The 17,119-nt window shown below is 46.8% G+C and carries 15 protein-coding genes and 1 pseudogene; 6 read left to right on the forward strand and 10 right to left on the reverse strand.

From position 1 onward, the window contains the following. Positions 1-78: 78 nt before the first annotated feature. Positions 79-1,185, reverse strand: a complete 1,107-nt coding sequence (locus RIM23_RS12675) for an RNA-guided endonuclease InsQ/TnpB family protein (protein ID WP_446367572.1) — start codon at positions 1,183-1,185, stop codon at positions 79-81. 55 nt (positions 1,186-1,240) lie between these two features. Here RIM23_RS12675 and RIM23_RS12680 point away from each other — a divergent pair, with 55 nt between their 5' ends. From RIM23_RS12680 to RIM23_RS12700, 5 genes are all read left to right on the forward strand, one after another. After that, positions 1,241-1,432 carry a hypothetical protein gene (locus RIM23_RS12680; RefSeq protein ID WP_446367574.1) on the forward strand — a complete coding sequence of 64 codons (192 nt, stop codon included), beginning with the start codon at positions 1,241-1,243 and terminating at the stop codon, positions 1,430-1,432. A 99-nt stretch (positions 1,433-1,531) separates the two neighbouring features. Continuing rightward, positions 1,532-1,909, forward strand: coding sequence for an Hpt domain-containing protein (locus RIM23_RS12685; protein WP_446367576.1), 378 nt, complete (start codon positions 1,532-1,534; stop codon positions 1,907-1,909). 20 nt (positions 1,910-1,929) lie between these two features. Then, positions 1,930-3,168 carry a sensor histidine kinase gene (locus RIM23_RS12690; RefSeq protein WP_446367578.1) on the forward strand — a complete coding sequence of 413 codons (1,239 nt, stop codon included), beginning with the start codon at positions 1,930-1,932 and terminating at the stop codon, positions 3,166-3,168. A gap of 428 nt (positions 3,169-3,596) precedes the next feature. Beyond that, on the forward strand, positions 3,597-5,234 hold the full coding sequence (locus tag RIM23_RS12695) for an S-layer homology domain-containing protein (RefSeq protein ID WP_446367580.1): 1,638 nt from the start codon (positions 3,597-3,599) through the stop codon (positions 5,232-5,234). A 92-nt stretch (positions 5,235-5,326) separates the two neighbouring features. Then, positions 5,327-5,932 carry a hypothetical protein gene (locus RIM23_RS12700; protein ID WP_446367582.1) on the forward strand — a complete coding sequence of 202 codons (606 nt, stop codon included), beginning with the start codon at positions 5,327-5,329 and terminating at the stop codon, positions 5,930-5,932. A gap of 225 nt (positions 5,933-6,157) precedes the next feature. On the opposite strand, the gene RIM23_RS12705 is transcribed toward RIM23_RS12700, so the two are convergent. Beyond that, positions 6,158-6,976 (reverse strand): Ycf66 family protein, encoded by an 819-nt coding sequence (locus RIM23_RS12705; protein WP_446367584.1) that lies wholly within the window; start codon positions 6,974-6,976, stop codon positions 6,158-6,160. A gap of 496 nt (positions 6,977-7,472) precedes the next feature. Next, a complete protein-coding gene (gene psbX / locus RIM23_RS12710) occupies positions 7,473-7,592 on the reverse strand; it encodes a photosystem II reaction center protein PsbX (RefSeq protein ID WP_446337189.1) in 120 nt (39 codons plus the stop codon). Between the two features lie 189 nt (positions 7,593-7,781). On the opposite strand from psbX, the pseudogene RIM23_RS12715 reads away from it, so the two are divergent. Further along, positions 7,782-9,000, forward strand: a pseudogene (locus RIM23_RS12715) (RNA-guided endonuclease InsQ/TnpB family protein). 87 nt (positions 9,001-9,087) lie between these two features. Here RIM23_RS12715 and RIM23_RS12720 read toward each other — a convergent pair. The 7 genes from RIM23_RS12720 to RIM23_RS12750 form a co-directional block, all read right to left on the reverse strand. Further along, entirely contained in the window at positions 9,088-10,119 is a 1,032-nt protein-coding gene (locus RIM23_RS12720) for a DMT family transporter (protein WP_446367586.1), read from the reverse strand. Between the two features lie 359 nt (positions 10,120-10,478). Then, positions 10,479-12,299, reverse strand: coding sequence for a hypothetical protein (locus RIM23_RS12725; RefSeq protein WP_446367588.1), 1,821 nt, complete (start codon positions 12,297-12,299; stop codon positions 10,479-10,481). 247 nt (positions 12,300-12,546) lie between these two features. Then, positions 12,547-13,083 carry a photosystem II cytochrome PsbV2 gene (gene psbV2, locus RIM23_RS12730; RefSeq protein WP_446367589.1) on the reverse strand — a complete coding sequence of 179 codons (537 nt, stop codon included), beginning with the start codon at positions 13,081-13,083 and terminating at the stop codon, positions 12,547-12,549. Positions 13,084-13,221: 138 nt separating this feature from the next. Next, positions 13,222-13,710 (reverse strand): photosystem II cytochrome c-550, encoded by a 489-nt coding sequence (gene psbV / locus RIM23_RS12735; protein WP_446367591.1) that lies wholly within the window; start codon positions 13,708-13,710, stop codon positions 13,222-13,224. A gap of 180 nt (positions 13,711-13,890) precedes the next feature. Next, positions 13,891-14,979 carry an RNA-guided endonuclease InsQ/TnpB family protein gene (locus RIM23_RS12740; RefSeq protein WP_446367595.1) on the reverse strand — a complete coding sequence of 363 codons (1,089 nt, stop codon included), beginning with the start codon at positions 14,977-14,979 and terminating at the stop codon, positions 13,891-13,893. A 196-nt stretch (positions 14,980-15,175) separates the two neighbouring features. Continuing rightward, a complete protein-coding gene (gene accD, locus RIM23_RS12745; RefSeq protein ID WP_446367593.1) occupies positions 15,176-16,114 on the reverse strand; it encodes an acetyl-CoA carboxylase, carboxyltransferase subunit beta in 939 nt (312 codons plus the stop codon). 40 nt (positions 16,115-16,154) lie between these two features. Further along, on the reverse strand, positions 16,155-16,364 hold the full coding sequence (locus tag RIM23_RS12750) for a hypothetical protein (RefSeq protein WP_446367597.1): 210 nt from the start codon (positions 16,362-16,364) through the stop codon (positions 16,155-16,157). Positions 16,365-17,119: the final 755 nt, after the last annotated feature.

Raw genomic sequence — 17,119 nt, forward strand, 5'->3', positions numbered from 1 at the left:
CTAGGATACTTCCCCTCACCTACATGACTATTAAGTTGTCATCTGCTGAGGATTAAAGTGCTTTCTCAACCCTTATGGTTACTCAACAGATGCCAGTCGTCCCCCTGTTGCCAGGTTTAGACTGAACGAATCGCACTCTCGGTCAATTTCTAACCCGCAGTTGTCACACTGGAAGACCCGCTCAGATAGGGGCATTTCATCTTTTACGGCGTGGCATCTTGAGCAGGTTTTGGTTGAGGGATACCATCGGTCTACTTCAACCAATGTTGACCCGTACAATTGGCACTTGTACTCTAACTGGCGCTTGAATTCAAAAAAACCCATATCCTGAATGGCTTTAGCTAGTTTGTGATTAGCCATCATACCGGACACATTAAGATTCTCTATTCCTATTCGGCGGTGGTTTTGGGCTAAATAAGATGTGAGCTTGTGTAACGTGTCTTTTCTGATATTGGCTATTTTCCGGTGCAAACGGGCTATCTTGACTTGAGCTTTTCTCCAGTTAGAGGAACCAATTTGTTTGTGACGATTTAGCCACTGCAACCGTGAGAGTTTTTTGGAGTACTTGCGATAGCTCTTAGCGCCTTCTACCACAATCCCCGTAGATAAGACTGCCAACGCTTTTATGCCTAAATCGACTCCAACTACAGGGTAAGGTTTGGGGCGGTTGATTAACTCATATTCCAGCTTAAAACTGATGAACCATCGGTCAGCCGATCTGGATACGGTAACAGACTTGGGCTGAAACCGAACGGGTAGCCGCTCATAAGTCCTCAGCCAACCAATGACCGGAACTCTAATCTTGAAGTGGTCAAGCTTGATTGATCCATCTAAAGTGAAACTGTCGTGCTTTCCCTTGCGCTTAAACCGAGGTGGTTTCTTGCTCTTGTTGAAAGCATCCTTCCAGGCTTGAGCTAATTGTCTAAGTGCATACTGGGGAGCGCATTTGCTTACCTCATAATACCAGGGACAGATGGGTTTAACCAGTGCCACTAGCCACTTGTGCAAGTCAATCCCAGTTGGAAATTTAATCCTGTCTTCTGGGTTATCCTGATTATGGTCAAGTATCTGTTTGGTCAAACCTAGCCCCCAATTCCATGAATGTCTAGCAACACCAGCGTGTTTGGCTAATGCGGTTCGCTGCTTATTGTTGACTTTTAATTCCGTCTTGAATCCTAGAAGCATTGGTTGGCAGCTTGAGGTATAATATATACGTTAACAGATACATACACCATTGACAATGCCTTTTCAGAAAGGACATAAGTTAGGGGCAAAAAAACAGTTAAAGAAGCCTTTGGACAAGCAAGTAATCGCCTTCCGGGGATATGAGGGACAGAAGGAAAAACTGAAAGCTATCCCCAACTGGCAGGAGCGGTTCAGGGAGTTTGTTGATCAGCTTTACTCATCCCTCCTCAAGGATGAACAGGGATGAGTAGATTTGATGAGAAATTAGGTTACAGCTTCCAACCCCCGATCGCATTCATGGTAAGGTTATAACTATTGCCCAATAAAAAATCGGAATTGAAGCTTTTTGTCTGAGTCGGATTTTTCACCTATCAATCCCACCAACAGTATAGAAATCGACTTTGATCGCTTAGAGGAAGTGAGTCTAGGCGAAGTCGAGTTAAAACGCGAACTGCTCGTCGCCCTACTGCAGGTCATTCACGTTAACCTAGAAGCGATTCAGCAAGCAGAAGCCGCCAATGATTATCTCACTGTTGCACGATGCGCCCATCAGATCAAAGGAGCTGCGGCTAATGTGGGCGTTTCCTCACTTAGGGCGATCGCGACTGAATTGGAGCGTCAGGCAAAAGCTGAGAAGTTTTCCAGTGCTACCGATCTGCTTGTTGCATTAGAAAGCCAGGAGTTAGGGGTACAATCTTATATTTCTAACCAACTCCCCGAATAAAGCATTGCGGTTAATCGGCTATGGCGAAAATTTTAGTGGTTGATGACGATTTGACGGTTCAGCTTGTGCTGAGAAATCTACTCACCAGTCAACGTCACGAAGTCGCGATCGCCCAAAATGGAGAAGAAGCCCTACGCTATGTCAAATCACTCCATCCGGATTTGATTATATGTGATTGGATTATGCCGCGCCTAGATGGACTAGAAGTCTGTCGGCAAGTGAAAGCTGATCCGGAATTGGCAACCACGTTTATAATTTTACTCACCATGCGTGATCAAATTACCGATCGCGTTCAAGGCTTGGATGCTGGTGCTGATGAGTTTATCTCCAAACCCATTGATGTCGAAGAGTTATTAGCGCGGGTTAGGGCGGGGCTGCGATCGCGTCAATTAACCCAACAGTTAAGTCAAGCCCTGCGACAGTTGCAACAAACTCAGGCACAATGGGTGCAAACGGAAAAAATGGCAAGCTTATGGCAGCTTGTCGCCGGCTTAGCTCATGAACTCAATAACCCCGTTACATTTATCTACAGTAACATCAGTTACGTTGAACGCTACACCCAAGACCTCATTGAACTCCTCAATCTCTACCAAGGAATCACACCGAATCCTCCCCCGGATGTTATTGACAAAATTGAAACCATTGATCTGAACTTTCTCATTGATGATTTGCCGAAAGTTTTATCATCGATGCGTCGAGGAACCCAACGCATTCATAAAATGGTTCTTTCTCTGCAAGAGTTTTCCCAGCAAAACCGTTCTGGCTTGCAAACGGTTGATATTCATCAGGAACTTGACAACACATTATTAATGTTGCACTATCGCTTACAATCTCCAGAACTAGATATCGAAGTCGTCAAAGACTACGGAAACTTACCCTTAGTCGAATGTTATGTCTGTCAGTTAAATCAAGTGTTTCTGAATATTATTAACAACGCCATTGATGCCATCAGAGAAGAAACTCGTACAATACCCCCTCGGATTATTCTCCGGACGGAACAATTAGAGAACGAGCGTGTGGTTATTCGCATTGCCAATAACGGGTCTCATATCCCCTCAGATATTAAAGATCGCATATTTGATCCCTTTTTCACCACTAAACCCATTGGTACGGGTACTGGCTTAGGACTAGCAATTAGTTACCAAATTATTGTCGGACAACACAAAGGTTCAATCCAATGTCTATCAGAACCCGGTACAGATACAGAGTTTCGGATTGAGCTGCCCATCTCTATCAAAGCTAAAACCATTTCCAGTTAGGCAACAGGGGAGCATATAACCTTTTGTCCTCCTGTAGGAGCGACCCCCTGGCAAAAATCAACAACTGTATCCATTCAATTAGTCGGTTCGCCCTTTACTCAAACCTCCGTGTCATTTTAGCCGAAGCCAGCTATTATTGTTAAATTAACATTTAATAAGCCTGAAGGTGTCCCACGATATAAAAGCAAAATTGGTAAGCCCGTTAGATAATGCTTGACATTTTAACAACTATTGTGTAAATGTCTGGAAAATCCCGTTAAACCCGGTCGGGCTATAACAGAAGTATCCACGCCAATTTTTTAGATAAATTAAGGCATGAATCGGCAAAACTCATGTACCTTTGAGGTAACAACGAGAGCTTCGGGAGCATAGCAAAAGTGATGAGGAGATATAGGTTTAAGGGTTGTTTCGAGCCAATTGGCAAAACTATGCACCATTGGGGGTATCAGGTTCTTGGTTCAGTGTTGGGCAGCACGTTACTTAGTGTAGCAGCCAACATAGCCAGTCCTCAGAATATTGCCCAAGCCCAAACTAACCCACAAACTAATCAAAAAGGCTCACTAGGAGAATCACTCCTAAATAACATGCTGGGTGCTGATGCCCTGCGCCCCCAAAACTCTGCCCCAAATACAACTCAACCTGCCCAAGTTGCACCGAAATCGCCGCCTAGTCGTGGGGTGCAAATCGTGCAAGCCACAACTTTTCCAGATATTCAAGGCAATTGGGCGCAAGCCTTTATCGAAGCCCTAGCCGCACGGGGAATCATCCAAGGATTTCCCGATGGGACATTTAGACCAAATGCCCCAGTCACCCGCGCTCAGTTTGCGGCGATGATTCGTCAGGCGTTTGACCAACCCCTGGAACGTCCAGGAACTCAGTTTGCGGATATCCGGGCTAATTTCTGGGCATTGGATGCCATTCAAGAAGCGTATCGTATGGGATTCTTGGAAGGATATCCTAATAATATATTTCTTCCCGATCAAAATATCCCCCGTGTGCAAGTGCTAGTGGCATTAGTCAGTGGGTTGGATTTATCGGCTCCCACTCAACCTGTAGCCATATTAAATCAAATCTTTCAGGATGCCGCTCAAATTCCTGGCTGGGCGCAGAATAGCATTGCCGCCGCCACAGTGAACCAGATGGTGGTGAATTACCCCAATGTGGCGTTCTTGAATCCGAATCAGACTGCCACTCGTGCCGATGTAGCCGCCTTTATCTACCAAGCATTAGTCAGTCAAGGTCAATTACCCCAACTCCCGCCTTCCACTGTAGCGAGCCGTTACATTGTGGGGTACGAACCCATTGCCCAAGAACCCCCAACACCGACACCGGAACAAGTTGCTGCCTTGCGACGGCAGTATCTCCTTCCCGCACCGCCTGTGGAGGAACGACTACGCCGGATTGTGGTTGGCGGTTCTAGTATTAATAGCCCTACAGCGTTTGGCGCTCAAACGGGGGATATATTTTTAGGTGCTACCTATCAAGAGCAAGTACGGTTTTTCAATGAAGACGATGGTGCTGTTGTTGTCGGTTTTGGCGTCGGTGATGCTAGGAGAATTGTTGCCCTAGAAACCGCTGTTTCAATTTATGACTTATTTGGCGATACCTTTGAAGATGGCGGAGTTAGTTTCAAGCTTCACCGCTTAATTGGTGATGATCTCGCTGTGGCAATTGGTGTGGAGAATGCCATTGTTTGGGGTAATACTGATGGCGACCAAAGTGTTTATGGGGTTGTCAGTAAAGTTTTCCGTTTGCGAGAAAATTCCAGTGAACCTTTGAGTCGGCTAACTGCCTCGGTTGGTCTCGGTGGGGGGCGTTTCCGCTCATTAGATGATATTGAGGATAAAGAGGGTTCGACTAATGTTTTTGGTAGCATTGGTCTACAAGTTGTTGAACCTGTTACGTTAATCGCCGATTGGACGGGTCAAGACTTGTATTTAGGCGCTTCAATTGTGCCGATTCAGGGGGTTCCTCTGGTGATTACCCCGGCTGTGGCTGATGTGACGGGTAATGCTGGTGATGAACCTCGGTTCATTTTGGGGATTGGTTATGGGCTATCGTTCTAAAAAGTAGAGATTGAGCCACATTCAATTATCGGCGTAGGGGTATAGCATCGCTATGCCCATTACTCAAGTCAGTTATATTAAGGAGTAGAAAAATGAGACATTTGGCGTTTCAGTTCGGACTGAGTTTAATGGTAGGCGTGGCAGGAATTTTATCGATGACGACATCGAGCCAAGCTCAGCCTGTCCTATCTGATGTTACGGGGAATATTATCACCACGAGCGATATTGTGGGTGATTATTTTGGTCGAGGTGGGGGTGGTGAACTCGTTTTGGTGTTTGAAACATCTGAGATTAGGGCAAATGTTTTTGAAGCAGCGGGTATCGTGAATGAACGACTTGCCCAACGAAATTTGCCAAGTGTGGGGAATGACACGTCTCCTATTCCCGGATTCGTCCTGGAAAACTTGGTCTCAGTTTTGACGGGAACAGGTAACGTTGAAGCTGGGGTGAGTCAAATTCAAAACGCCCTCGTGAATGCTGGGGCAAATCCAACCCTTGCCCAGAATCTCGCCACTAGCCTATCCGGATTGACCGCAGGTGGTGACGTTAATGCCGCTCAGTTTGCGGCTGTTGTTGAAGCCTACAATGCTTTAATTAATGCCAGTAGTTTCGAGTTTTTACGGGAACCACCGGAAGAACTGCGGGCAATTCGCTCTGTCCTGGCTATTTTATTAAATGCGGCGTTAGCTAGCAATTAGGCTAGGAAGAATGGCACGCTCGCCTTCTGCCTTTTGGGGTCGCCGAATTCCTTAATATACCGTAGGGTGGGCATTGCCCACCAGCAAGCCAGTCAGTACCATTCAAACTAGGAAGCATGATAATTAGTAGGTTGGGTTCTTGGAACGTAGGCGTGACGCTTGCGCGATAGCGACCTAAGGAACGTCAGTAACCCAACTCCACTAACGTGGCACACCTAATTGAATTTAGTATTCTGAACCTTTAGGTACGTAATCATCTTCATCATCGTCCTCCAAGGGATCAATGGGTTTATAATCCACATAATCACTTGGAGGCGTTTCTACCTCCTGTGCCGCCACGGATGAAGCTGATTCTTGGGGAGGACGACGTCTTCTGGGTGGAGATTCTATGTCGGGTTCAGGGTTGCGACTCGGTGGACGCGAAGGGCGAGGACGACGAGTGGGAGTCGGTTTATCGTCCCAGTCATTCTCTACATCAGCTTCCCATCGTTCCGCAGGTGGTCTTGAGGCACGAGTTGCAGGACGTGGACGGCGTTTACGGGAGCGTTCTTCTGGAGGGAAATCATCGGAGACGCTGCGACTTTTAGGACGGCGAACCTCGGCTTCGTACCTGTCGCTGCGGTTATAACGAGAATCGGCTGTTCCCCGGAGGCGACGACCAATGTAGGGATCTTCATCTTCCATTGGTTCTAGTTCATCTAACTCAGCCACCTGGCGATAAACATTGCTCACTGGGCGTTCTTCATCCACAATTTTTGTATTGCGCTTGGCTTGTTCAGTGGTGATACCCCGCAGACGAATGGTTTCAACCGCAAAGAAAATGGCAGAACCCGTCAGCAGAAACTGACCAAACTGGAGAATGGGATCAAGTCGCCATCCCTGGAATAACAGAATAAAGCCGCATAAGAGTCCGACAGCGGCGAAAAATATATCATGATCTCGTGCTAATTCCGGACGTACTGAGCGCAGGAAATAAAGCCCTGCTCCGGCAACTGCCAAGAAAATACCCAGAATACTGGCTGAGTTCAGCCCAAAATTTACCATTCCTGCTCTCCTAAGTCAGTTCTTTGACATCCTCCACCCACTAGCCAATCGAGCGGTATAGTAGGGGATTTCCCAGAAAGGTCATTGAAAAGTGAAGGGCTTCACCTATTCTTCCTTTCTAGTTCGGTTCCTAGGCTCCCCGCTATGGCGGCAGCGATATCTCCTTCCTTTTGGGATTCCCTGTTGATTCAGGGACAGGCATAACTTTCGGGCTGACCACCCGTAGAGAAGCTATTCCAAGATTTTGTGCGGCTCTTTAAATTCACGCTTACGCGGTGAAGCTGACCAGGCTTACATGCTCATAGTAGCGAGTTTTGCCAATAAATCTCTACCTTAACGTTACTATGCCAAAATTTGTTTACTCAGTTGGGATAGTATCCAATACGGCTCGGATAAGTACTACACCGTCTTAGAAAGTTCTCTAGATAGAGACAACAGGGTAGCGACGAGGCTACCCTGTTCCTTGACGAGGGTTTGACAAATGACGCTCCCAAGCTTAAGAGCGTTGGATTTTATCCTTCTGGCTGATAAAGATTAGGGCAATGGTGGCGGGAACAACCACAATCACCCCACCCAAAAGGAGACTCCATAAAAAGTTGGCTAATGAGGGCGTCATAGAACTTTAATCCTTGTAACTAATGTTTATACTAATTTTAACTTAACAATGTCGCGGAAGTCCTCACTCTCAACGATAGTAGGGTGAGGATGGACACCGGGAAATTTCGTGCCTCAATTTCCCATCTTCCGGCTCAGCTTACCCTAAATAGTATATAGTGGTAAGAGAAGGGAAAAGGAGGTGAAAGCGATGCGACATCAAGCCGTCAAAGTTAGACTATATCCGACAACGGAACAACAAGTGATACTAGCTCAACACTTTGGCTGTAGTCGCTGGTGGTGGAATTATGCACTCAATTTGTGCATTGAAACTTACAAGGCGACGGGTAAAGGCTTGACACGTTCAGCATTAAACGCATTTTTGCCTAAGCTCAAGAAACAGGAGGAAACCGAATGGTTGTCTGAATGCTACTCTCAGGTATTACAAGCTACTACACTCAACCTAGTGACTGCCTATAAGAACTTTTTTGAGGGTAGGGCTAGATACCCTAGGTTTAAGGCAAAAAGAAATAAGCAGTCCATTCAGTATCCCCAGTCAGTAACAGTTGTAGATGGTTGCCTCAAATTTCCGGGTCGCGTGGCAAAAGTCAAAGCTAAAATACACCGACCCATTGAAGGAACAATCAAGACGGTAACGGTGAGCATGACCCCATCGGGAAAGTATTTTGCATCCGTCTTGACCGAGACACAAGAGGATAGCCCACCTGTTAGCACCGATGGCAAAGTAGCTGGGATTGACTTAGGATTGAAGGACTTTGCGATTGTCAATGATGGGGTCAAGACCTCTAAGTTTGCTAACCCTAGGCATTTAGCCAAGCATGAGCGTAACCTCAAGCGGAAGCAACGAAAATTAGACAGAAAGGAGAAGGGGAGCAATTCAACAGATAAAGCCAGAAAACTGGTAGCTAGGGTTCACGAACGAGTTAGTAATGTCCGTCAAGACTACCTGCATAAGCTGTCCAGAAAGCTTGTTGACGAAAACCAAGTCATCGTAGTCGAAAGTCTAAATACTAAGGGCATGGTTCGTAACCATAAACTAGCTGCATCTATTTCTGATGTAGGCTGGGGAATGTTTGTCAATTTTCTATCGTACAAGCTTGAAGAAGAGGGCAAGGTATTGGTAGAAATCAACCGATGGTTTCCCAGTTCAAAACTCTGCTCAAACTGCCATTATCAGGTGGACGAGATGCCCTTAGAGGTTAGGAGTTGGACTTGTCCTAGCTGTGGTACTCATCATGATAGAGATGGTAACGCTCTACTCAAATATCAGAGCGGAAGGCATCAGAATCCTATCGGTCTCAGGGACTGGGACTGCTGCTGATGGAGGGGATGTGAGACCGAAACTTGGGCGCAAGTCTAAGTTGACGCAATACCCTGTGAGATCAGAAGCTCAGGCTTCAACGAAGTAAGCCTGAGTAGTTCACCTCGCTCCATCCCCATCCATCTAGACGGTGGGGCTGTTGACATCTTATCCAAGATAATACCCAAAAAGCCAACTACGGCGTTATTTGTGGCAGGTGGGGCAGTTGTTTCCCAGCAGCTACACAAAGCGCAGGTTGGGAGTCATTCGCCATAACCTGAGAGGCGTATTGACTCGATTTAGCCACATAGATGCCTAGTAAAACCACAGCAAACGCGAATCCGTTAAACAGGCTTAAGTGTTCTGAAAACAGAACCCACGCCACCATTGCTGCCAGTACCGGATCAAGTAGCAGGAACACACCCACTAATCCAGAAGACAAGCGTTTGAGGCTATATGCCTGAAGTCCTTGACCGACGACTTGACAGACAATAGCTAAACCGATAACGGATAACCATCCTGAACCCGAAATCGGGAATAGTCTGTCTTCGGTTAGCAGTACCACGGGAAACGTTACCACCAATCCGACTAAACAGCACCACATAATAATGGTTGTGGCATCCCACTTGGCACGCAATTTTTCAATCAGCATTAAGTTGGCGGCTGAAAAGAGTGCTGATAAGAAAGCAGCAATATCCCCGGCAAAGTTATCCGTCGCTACTTGTAAATCATCAAGTCCTAGCGCTGTTGCTCCCACCATTGCCATCATCAAACCAATCAGGAATTGACTGTCAAAGCGTTGACCGAATATCAGCCATACTCCTAAGGTCGTGAATAAGGGAGTCAGGTTGTGTAAGATTGTGGAATTGGCAACACCTGTTTGGGTGAGAGACCATGCCCAAAGTGCCAAACAACCCCAGAACATCACTCCAGCCGAGAGCAACATGAGCCAATCGCGAACTGTATAAGTTGACTGAGGTCCGGACAATTTTTCATGCCCTTGCGATCGCGCCTTCGACTGGTTCAACAGCCATAAGACTAAAAAGGCAATCCAGAATCGGTTAAAGATTGTGGCAAACGGACCGAGTTCCCGTTCACTCAATCGGATAAATATAGCAGCAAGAGATAAAGCGACGATGGCAGTAAATATGGCAAATAGAGCCATCATCGTTGGACTGGGATTTATCGGGGATTGGGATAATTGTAACTGTTGAGTTTTCTGTATCATTTAAAGTCCCTAGAAAATAACTTTATCTTTTAATCGAAATAAAAATTTTTGAGCAATTTTATGGATCACTCGTTAATTCCGGAACCTCTTGCCCAGCCATTTTTATAGATTTTTTCTTGTTCTCAATTTAAATATCTCTATTAACGCTACTAGTTATCTTAAGGTTTGATAGGGAGCTAAACTTCTATTATTTTGTATTTTGTTACTGAAAGTAATATTTTGATACATTACCTAATCCGCCCAGAAGTCTGCCGCCATAATCTATGATTTGGCGGTGAATAGAAGGGTGCACTTGCTCATATCAGCTGCTTTTTAGCAAGCTTGTGAACTGGTGGGTATTTGAAGCCGCGCTGAACTAGCTACTGAGCTGGATTATGTGCCTGGATCATCACACCCTCTGGTGTATAAACCTCTACTCGCAGTTTGGCATTATCGCTAATCACTTCCAACGCTTCTCCCAAGGTCAAAATATGATTCACAATACCCGCATGAGCCTGTGAGTCTCCTTGGCTTCTAGCACTTAGCGCTCGTTGTTGCACCATCTGGACATAAGCAGGTGTCAACTGAACCTTAATCATCTTGTTGTCAATCGTATAGCTACAAATGCTGGGTTTCCCAAAACAGGTTTGACTGAGATCCCGACGAGCTTGTTGCATCTTAACGGCTAACTGAAGCTGGTTTTGAGCCTGCTTGAGCGCACCTCGATAGGGTTCCACTAGGGATTGTGACTTGGTATAGTAATAGGTATCTTTGGGAACCTGATTAACATAAGTTAACGCATTCCGCCAGTGAATCAGGGCGGCTGACCATTGCTTGTCCGTTTGAGAATCCGTTGCCAGTTGAGCCAAGCGCACGCCTTGATTATAGGCATTGGCAGCAATTTGCTCACTCGTTTTGCGATCGCGGGCATTAGCGAGTTTCGGTAAATACAGCGCCAATAACTCTTGGGCTTCCTCATAGGGGGTTGTCCCTTGGGGAATCTGTTTGAGACGCTGCATCGACGCTTGCCAAGTCGCATAAACCAATTGCCAGTCTGACAAGGATTGGGCAATTCCTTGACGCGCCTGTGCCATCCGCGCTGCTTCTTGAGCTGCTTTTATATGTTCCTGTGCTTTCCGTTCTTTGAGCAGTCGCTGATTAATTTCTTCTAAATTCGTCTTATACGCCTTAATTTTGGCTTTGGCTAAGGGTTGGAGATTGCTATCGGTGGGGAGCTGTTCCAGTTTTGCGATCGCGTCTCGCCAGAGGTTCTGAACCTCCCGCCACTTCGACTCCAGATGGGGTGGGTTTTGGCTCTCATACCCGGCTCTAGCCGCTGTTTTCAGCGCCTCTACCATATCCGCCACTGTTTCCGAGTGCGATTGATAGATTTGCAGTTTTTGTTGAGCTTGGCTGTGGTAACGTGACCAAGGCGGAATCGTCGCAACCAATTGAATCGCCTCTTGTAGCTGTTCCTGTGCTTCCAAAACTGCTTTTCCCGATTCTGGGTTTTGCAGAGTTTTGGTTGATTTTTGGCTTAACTGTTCCGCTTCTGGCAAAACCGCACATTCACCCATGACACAAGGACGAGTTAGGACATAAAGCGTGCTAAAGAAAACCAGCAAACTCAACCCAGCACCCGCTACCACCAACGGCAGTAGAGATGATTTTAACCTAACCTTGACTGACGGGGGTTTTTCTGATTTTGACTCATCGGCTTCATCTTCATCGCTTACCTCAGGAATCGGTTGATCCCACGGATGGGATGATTCAGCTTGTGTTTCGTCCGAGTCTGAGTTTTGTGGAGTTTCCGTTTCAGACGGGGGGTTAGTCTCCTCTGTGGCGTTCGTTTCTACCGAATCCGCATCAGAGGGGGTTGTGGTTTCGGGTTCAGGTTCAGGCAAATCTAGGAAGAGCGATCGCGAGACGTAAGGTTTCTTTTCTCCAGCTCGCAGCAGGTTAACTCTTGCTTGTTGAGCCACCAATGGATATTGGCTGCGGATCGTTTGTTCTAAAAACGCGAGAATCTGGTCTTGATCCAGCGTCGCTTCGGCGGGATGCTGTACCCAAATCGCTAACCGTTCATCACTTCGCCGACACCGAACTTGAACAGGAATGCTCTCATGCAGGTATGACTGCAAGTCCTCCTGTAAGCAGTTGCCTAAATCCGTTAATTCCTCTGGGCGCGTCGCTGTTTTCATTTGCTCAAAGTTTGAGCGCTACTCTCAAAATTTACACCCCATTATGACGTATTAGTAATGGAGCTGGGGAATAAGCGAGATCAGGGCACGATAGTATCGTACCCCTACGAATCAATTATCCCTAAGCTTTGGTAGGGGCACGGCATTGCCTTGTCCGATTATCACCATAGCTTTCCCATCTCCCCTATCTTCCTCATCTCCCTCATCTTCCAGACGTTCCACGCCTTACGTCTCTACTTCCACAACCTTAAGATGAAGCCTTTTCTCCCCAGCCTGGAGCCTTTTGAGCGGCTCTCAGGACAAATGCGGCTAGTTTTTCAATTTGCTCCTGTGGCATCCAAGTATCTGGAACTTGGCGACACCAAAAACTTGGATCACTGCCATCATAGGTCATGGGTTCTCGGAGAAAAGAGATAATCCCATCAACATTATCGCGAGGTGGGGTAGCTCCCGCCAATGTTTCCAGTCCCAGGGAAACTCTCGGATCTTGTAGGGTGGTTCCGCCAACATGACAATTAATGCAATGAGCTTTAAACAGTTCTTTCCCCTCAGCCAAATCGTCTGGGGTGAATTCCTTTGTCTGTCCCTGTTCATTGACATCTAAGGCAATGGGTTCAGTCACCTTTAAAAAACGTTTAACGTAGTCATCGATCGCATAAGCGGGTGAGCTGACCATAAAGACGACACACAGAGCCATCAACATAGCGAACAGACTGCGAACTGAAAAAAACTTATATCGGAATGAATGGCTAAAGTGAAAGCTTTTAATCCTATTATTCAGCATTAGTTTCTAGTTTTTCATCTTTTGCTTTTGCTTATTGAAGGGTTGATCCGTAGCCAATTAAACGGTGAATGTTTTTACCTCCAACCTTTTAATCGTCTCCTTTCAACCCTCCAATGAATCATTCAAAAAAATTCGGACTTAGCTGACAGCCTTACCACCTCCCCACATGATACCTTGAACTTTTGGTTGGATCAGAATATAACCCGAGATCGCCTCAAGGTCATCTTCTGTGAGGTTTCTCATCTCAGGGAAGATATCGGCGCTGCGAGTACTGGGGTGGAACTCATAAATCTCTGTAAATCCATCGTAGGTTGTGGGGTTTTTGATGTAGTCTACAAGAGCGGCGATGTTATCGCGACGGGGGAATGCCCCTTGCAGATCCTCTATCTTTAAGGTGACGTTGGGGTTTGTCTTAGTTCTGCCGCCGAGATGACATTGACTACAGCTATCGATAAACAGGCGTTGACCTGTCTTGAACTCGGCTAGGCTGACAACCTTAGTATCACCCTGTTCATTCACGGGAACAGTACGAACGTCCTGACTCAGTTCCAGAGCGGTGGCGCTACTCACCGCTATTTGAAACACAAAGAATACCATTGCCAAAGCTAGCAATATCAATCGTTTCATTCGGGGTTCTCCTTGGAAAATTTGGCTCATTCGTCTTTAATGCATGAAAATTGCTCAACCTGTAGCTTATCCGTTACGTAAAACTTATACAAATCTACCAGTAGCTGGTCAAATCTGCCGTTTACTTCCTGCTTCATTCTGGTGGTGTCGGCACCTTCCCAGTCCACAGGCTAACACCGTCTAACTGGCGGCTTGTTCTAAATTGAGCGATGCGTTCAAATCTCGGTCACACTCAAACCCACAGTTGTCACACCGGAACACTCGCTCAGATAATGGCATTGAATCTTTTTCGGTGTGGCATTGGGAGCAGGTTTTGGTTGAAGGATACCATCTGTCAACCAAAACCAAGGTTGACCCATACAACTGACATTTGTACTCTAATTGGCGCTTAAACTCGTACCAGCCCATGTCCTGGATGGCTTTAGCTAACTTGTGGTTAGCCATCATCCCTGACACGTTCAAGTTCTCTATTCCTATCCGGCTGTGGTTTTGGGCTAGATAGGTTGTGAGTTTGTGTAATGTGTCTTTGCGGATGTTGGCTATCTGGCGATGGAGTCTAGCTATCTTGTTCGAGGCTCTTTTCGAGTTAACCGAACCAATCTGTTTATGGCGATTTAGCCATTGCAGGCGTGAGAGTTTCTTTTCATACTTGTGATAAGCTTTCGCACCTTCTACTACGATGCCTGTGGATAGGACAGCTAACGCCTTAAGTCCTAAATCCACTCCCACTACAGGGTGGAGTTTTGGGCGGTATACTTGCTCGTACTCCAGCTTGAAGCTGATAAACCATCGGTCAGCCGTTCTGGATATGGTCACCGACTTGGGCTGGAAGTAGACGGGCAACCGTTCATAAGTCCTCAGCCAGCCGATGACTGGGACTCTTATCCGAAAGTGGTCAAGCTTGATTGACCCATCCAGGGTAAAGCTGTCGTGTTTTCCTTTACGTTTGAACCGAGGTGGCTTGATCGTTTTCTTAAATACTCGCTTCCATGCAATAGCTAGCTGAGAGAGTGCATACTGGGGAGCGCATTTACTCACCTCGTAATACCACGGGCAAATGGGCTTAACCAGTGCCACCAAACATTTGTGCAGGTCAATTCCAGTGGGAAACTTAATTTTGTCATCTGGATTGTCCCGATTGTGTAAGAGTATCTGTTTAGTTAAGCCTAACCCCCAATTCCATGCATGACGGGCAACACCCGCGTGTTTAGCTAGCTGCGTTCGCTGTTTGTTGTTCAGTTTTAACTCTGTCTTGAATCCTACTAACATTGATTCGACCACAAAAATGTGATACTTTTATCATACAATCTTAGGGTAACCTTAACCGGGCGAAAATACTGATCATGACAGTGGCAGATGCGACAACTGAGTATGAATATGATGCCACTCTCGTGACACCTTTCTCTCAAGAAGTTTTTTACATCAAACAAAGGGTTATAGGTAAAAACTCACAAAACCCTCCCCCTCAAAACTCCGTTTTATGATCAGCGCCTTTCGCCATCAACGTCATCGGTTCAGAATGGGAAACCACAGTAGGTGAGGTGGGGAAGGGTTGATGAAGACGAATAAGCTGCGCCAGCGTCTTTTTCAACTGAGTGCGAGGAACAATCGCATCAACAAAGCCGTACTGGAGTAGATATTCAGAGGTTTGAAAGTCGTCGGGGAGTTTTTCGCGCAGCGTTTGCTCAATCACTCGGCGTCCCGCAAAACCGATGGTAGCTTTGGGTTCGGCTAAAATAATGTCTCCTAACATAGCAAAACTAGCAGTAACGCCTCCCGTGGTGGGATGGGTTAACACAGGGATATAGAGTAAACTAGCTTGACGATGCTGTTCCAGCGCCCCAGAGATTTTCGCCATCTGCATCAGGCTTAACATGCCTTCTTGCATTCTCGCCCCCCCAGAGGCGCATATAATCACCACAGGTAAGCGTTGGCGGGTGGCTTGTTCGATGAGGCGGGTCAGTTTTTCGCCCACCACCGAACCCATACTACCGCCCATGAATCGGAAATCCATGACGCCTAGGGCGATGGGTAATCCATGAAGCTGTCCGATTCCCGTTTGCACGGCGTCAGTGAGTTGAGTCTTGTCTTGGTAATCTTGTAGGCGATCGCTATAGGATTTGCGATCGCGGAATTTTAGCGGATCAGTGGGACGAATTTGCTCATCCAGGGGTATCCAGGTATTCCCATCAATAAGCTGGCGAATCCGTTCGTCACTATATACCCGGATATGATGACCACATTCAGAGCAGACCATTTGATTCGCTCTCAGGTCTTTAGTATAGGTGAGAACCGCGCACGCCTCACATTTTGTCCATAATCCATCAGCAATCTCCCGTTCCCGTCGTTGTTGGGGAATCGGTTCTGATTTTCGTCGATTGGCAAACCAGTCAAATAAAGACATGAAATGTTTTAATTCCTTAATAATTATCCGAGATGTCTGCTTATTCCTCGTCTGGAGAACTTAGCAATAGCAAAGCTGTCCATTGATCGTGGGAGCGAACTTGCAACGCAGCCGGACTCCCCGCCCCAAAATAGGACGGGATACCCTGGTCAATAATCCGACTAGGGATGTCGTGAGCTGCCAGAACCTGATGCATCAGCTCGGCTTCCCAGCGGGTATGAGTTGTTTTCAGGGTGATCCAGGTGGTCAAAATAAAGCAGGATGATCACAAGACAAGAGTTATTTTACTCGTTATTTGCGACTTCCTCGCTGATGTAGAGACGTGCAGTAGCACATCTGGGGGTGGGGGTGTCAATTTGTCTGACTTTTCACGCCATCTGGAAAAATCAACATCAAACCTAACCCCCTAGCCCTCTTCCCACCCCCTCCCGTCCCCCTTTTAGATCCCCCTCCCGTCCCCCTTTTAGATCCCCCTTCCGTCCCCCTTTTAGATCCCCCTTCCGTCCCCCTTTTAGATCCCCCTTCCGTCCCCCTTTTAGATCCCCCTTCCGTCCCCCTTAAAAAGGGGGAGACCAGCGGATGCTTCGCTTTTTTTTGCACGGGGGAGACCAGGGGATGCGAGAGCGTTTTTTGCACGGGGGAGACCAGGGGATGCGAGAGCGTTTTTTGCACGGGGGAGACCCAAGGATGCTTCGCTTCTGTTGCACGGGGAAGCCATAGGATGCGAGAGCTTTTTTTGCACGGGAGAGACCAGAGGATGCGGGAGCTTTTTTCCATGGGGGAGAATTCAAAGCCTCTCTCTAACCCCCCTTTATCCCCCCTTTATACCCCCCTTTCAAAGGGGGGCTAGGGGGGATGGGGGCTACTCACAAGGGTAGGTTTTTTACCTTAACGGTATAATGGGGGTAAGACTTGGAAGACCTGGAGGGAAAGTGGACAAGGAAGAAGACCAAAAAACCATCAAAACTCATGAAGATCTAATTATTTATCAAAAAGCGTTTGATG

This window comes from Coleofasciculus sp. G3-WIS-01, from assembly GCF_040223135.1.
Lineage (GTDB): Bacteria > Cyanobacteriota > Cyanobacteriia > Cyanobacteriales > Coleofasciculaceae > Coleofasciculus.

Bases quoted from the DNA above. Each gene is read 5' to 3' on its own strand.
- psbV (WP_446367591.1), bottom strand. From the start codon at position 13,710: ATGAAACGATTGATATTGCTAGCTTTGGCAATGGTATTCTTTGTGTTT.
- RIM23_RS12695 (WP_446367580.1), top strand. From the start codon at position 3,597: ATGCACCATTGGGGGTATCAGGTTCTTGGTTCAGTGTTGGGCAGCACG.
- RIM23_RS12720 (WP_446367586.1), bottom strand. From the start codon at position 10,119: ATGATACAGAAAACTCAACAGTTACAATTATCCCAATCCCCGATAAAT.
- RIM23_RS12705 (WP_446367584.1), bottom strand. From the start codon at position 6,976: ATGGTAAATTTTGGGCTGAACTCAGCCAGTATTCTGGGTATTTTCTTG.
- accD (WP_446367593.1), bottom strand. From the start codon at position 16,114: ATGTCTTTATTTGACTGGTTTGCCAATCGACGAAAATCAGAACCGATT.
- RIM23_RS12740 (WP_446367595.1), bottom strand. From the start codon at position 14,979: ATGTTAGTAGGATTCAAGACAGAGTTAAAACTGAACAACAAACAGCGA.
- RIM23_RS12700 (WP_446367582.1), top strand. From the start codon at position 5,327: ATGAGACATTTGGCGTTTCAGTTCGGACTGAGTTTAATGGTAGGCGTG.
- RIM23_RS12725 (WP_446367588.1), bottom strand. From the start codon at position 12,299: ATGAAAACAGCGACGCGCCCAGAGGAATTAACGGATTTAGGCAACTGC.
- RIM23_RS12675 (WP_446367572.1), bottom strand. From the start codon at position 1,185: ATGCTTCTAGGATTCAAGACGGAATTAAAAGTCAACAATAAGCAGCGA.
- RIM23_RS12680 (WP_446367574.1), top strand. From the start codon at position 1,241: ATGCCTTTTCAGAAAGGACATAAGTTAGGGGCAAAAAAACAGTTAAAG.
- psbV2 (WP_446367589.1), bottom strand. From the start codon at position 13,083: ATGCTGAATAATAGGATTAAAAGCTTTCACTTTAGCCATTCATTCCGA.
- RIM23_RS12690 (WP_446367578.1), top strand. From the start codon at position 1,930: ATGGCGAAAATTTTAGTGGTTGATGACGATTTGACGGTTCAGCTTGTG.
- psbX (WP_446337189.1), bottom strand. From the start codon at position 7,592: ATGACGCCCTCATTAGCCAACTTTTTATGGAGTCTCCTTTTGGGTGGG.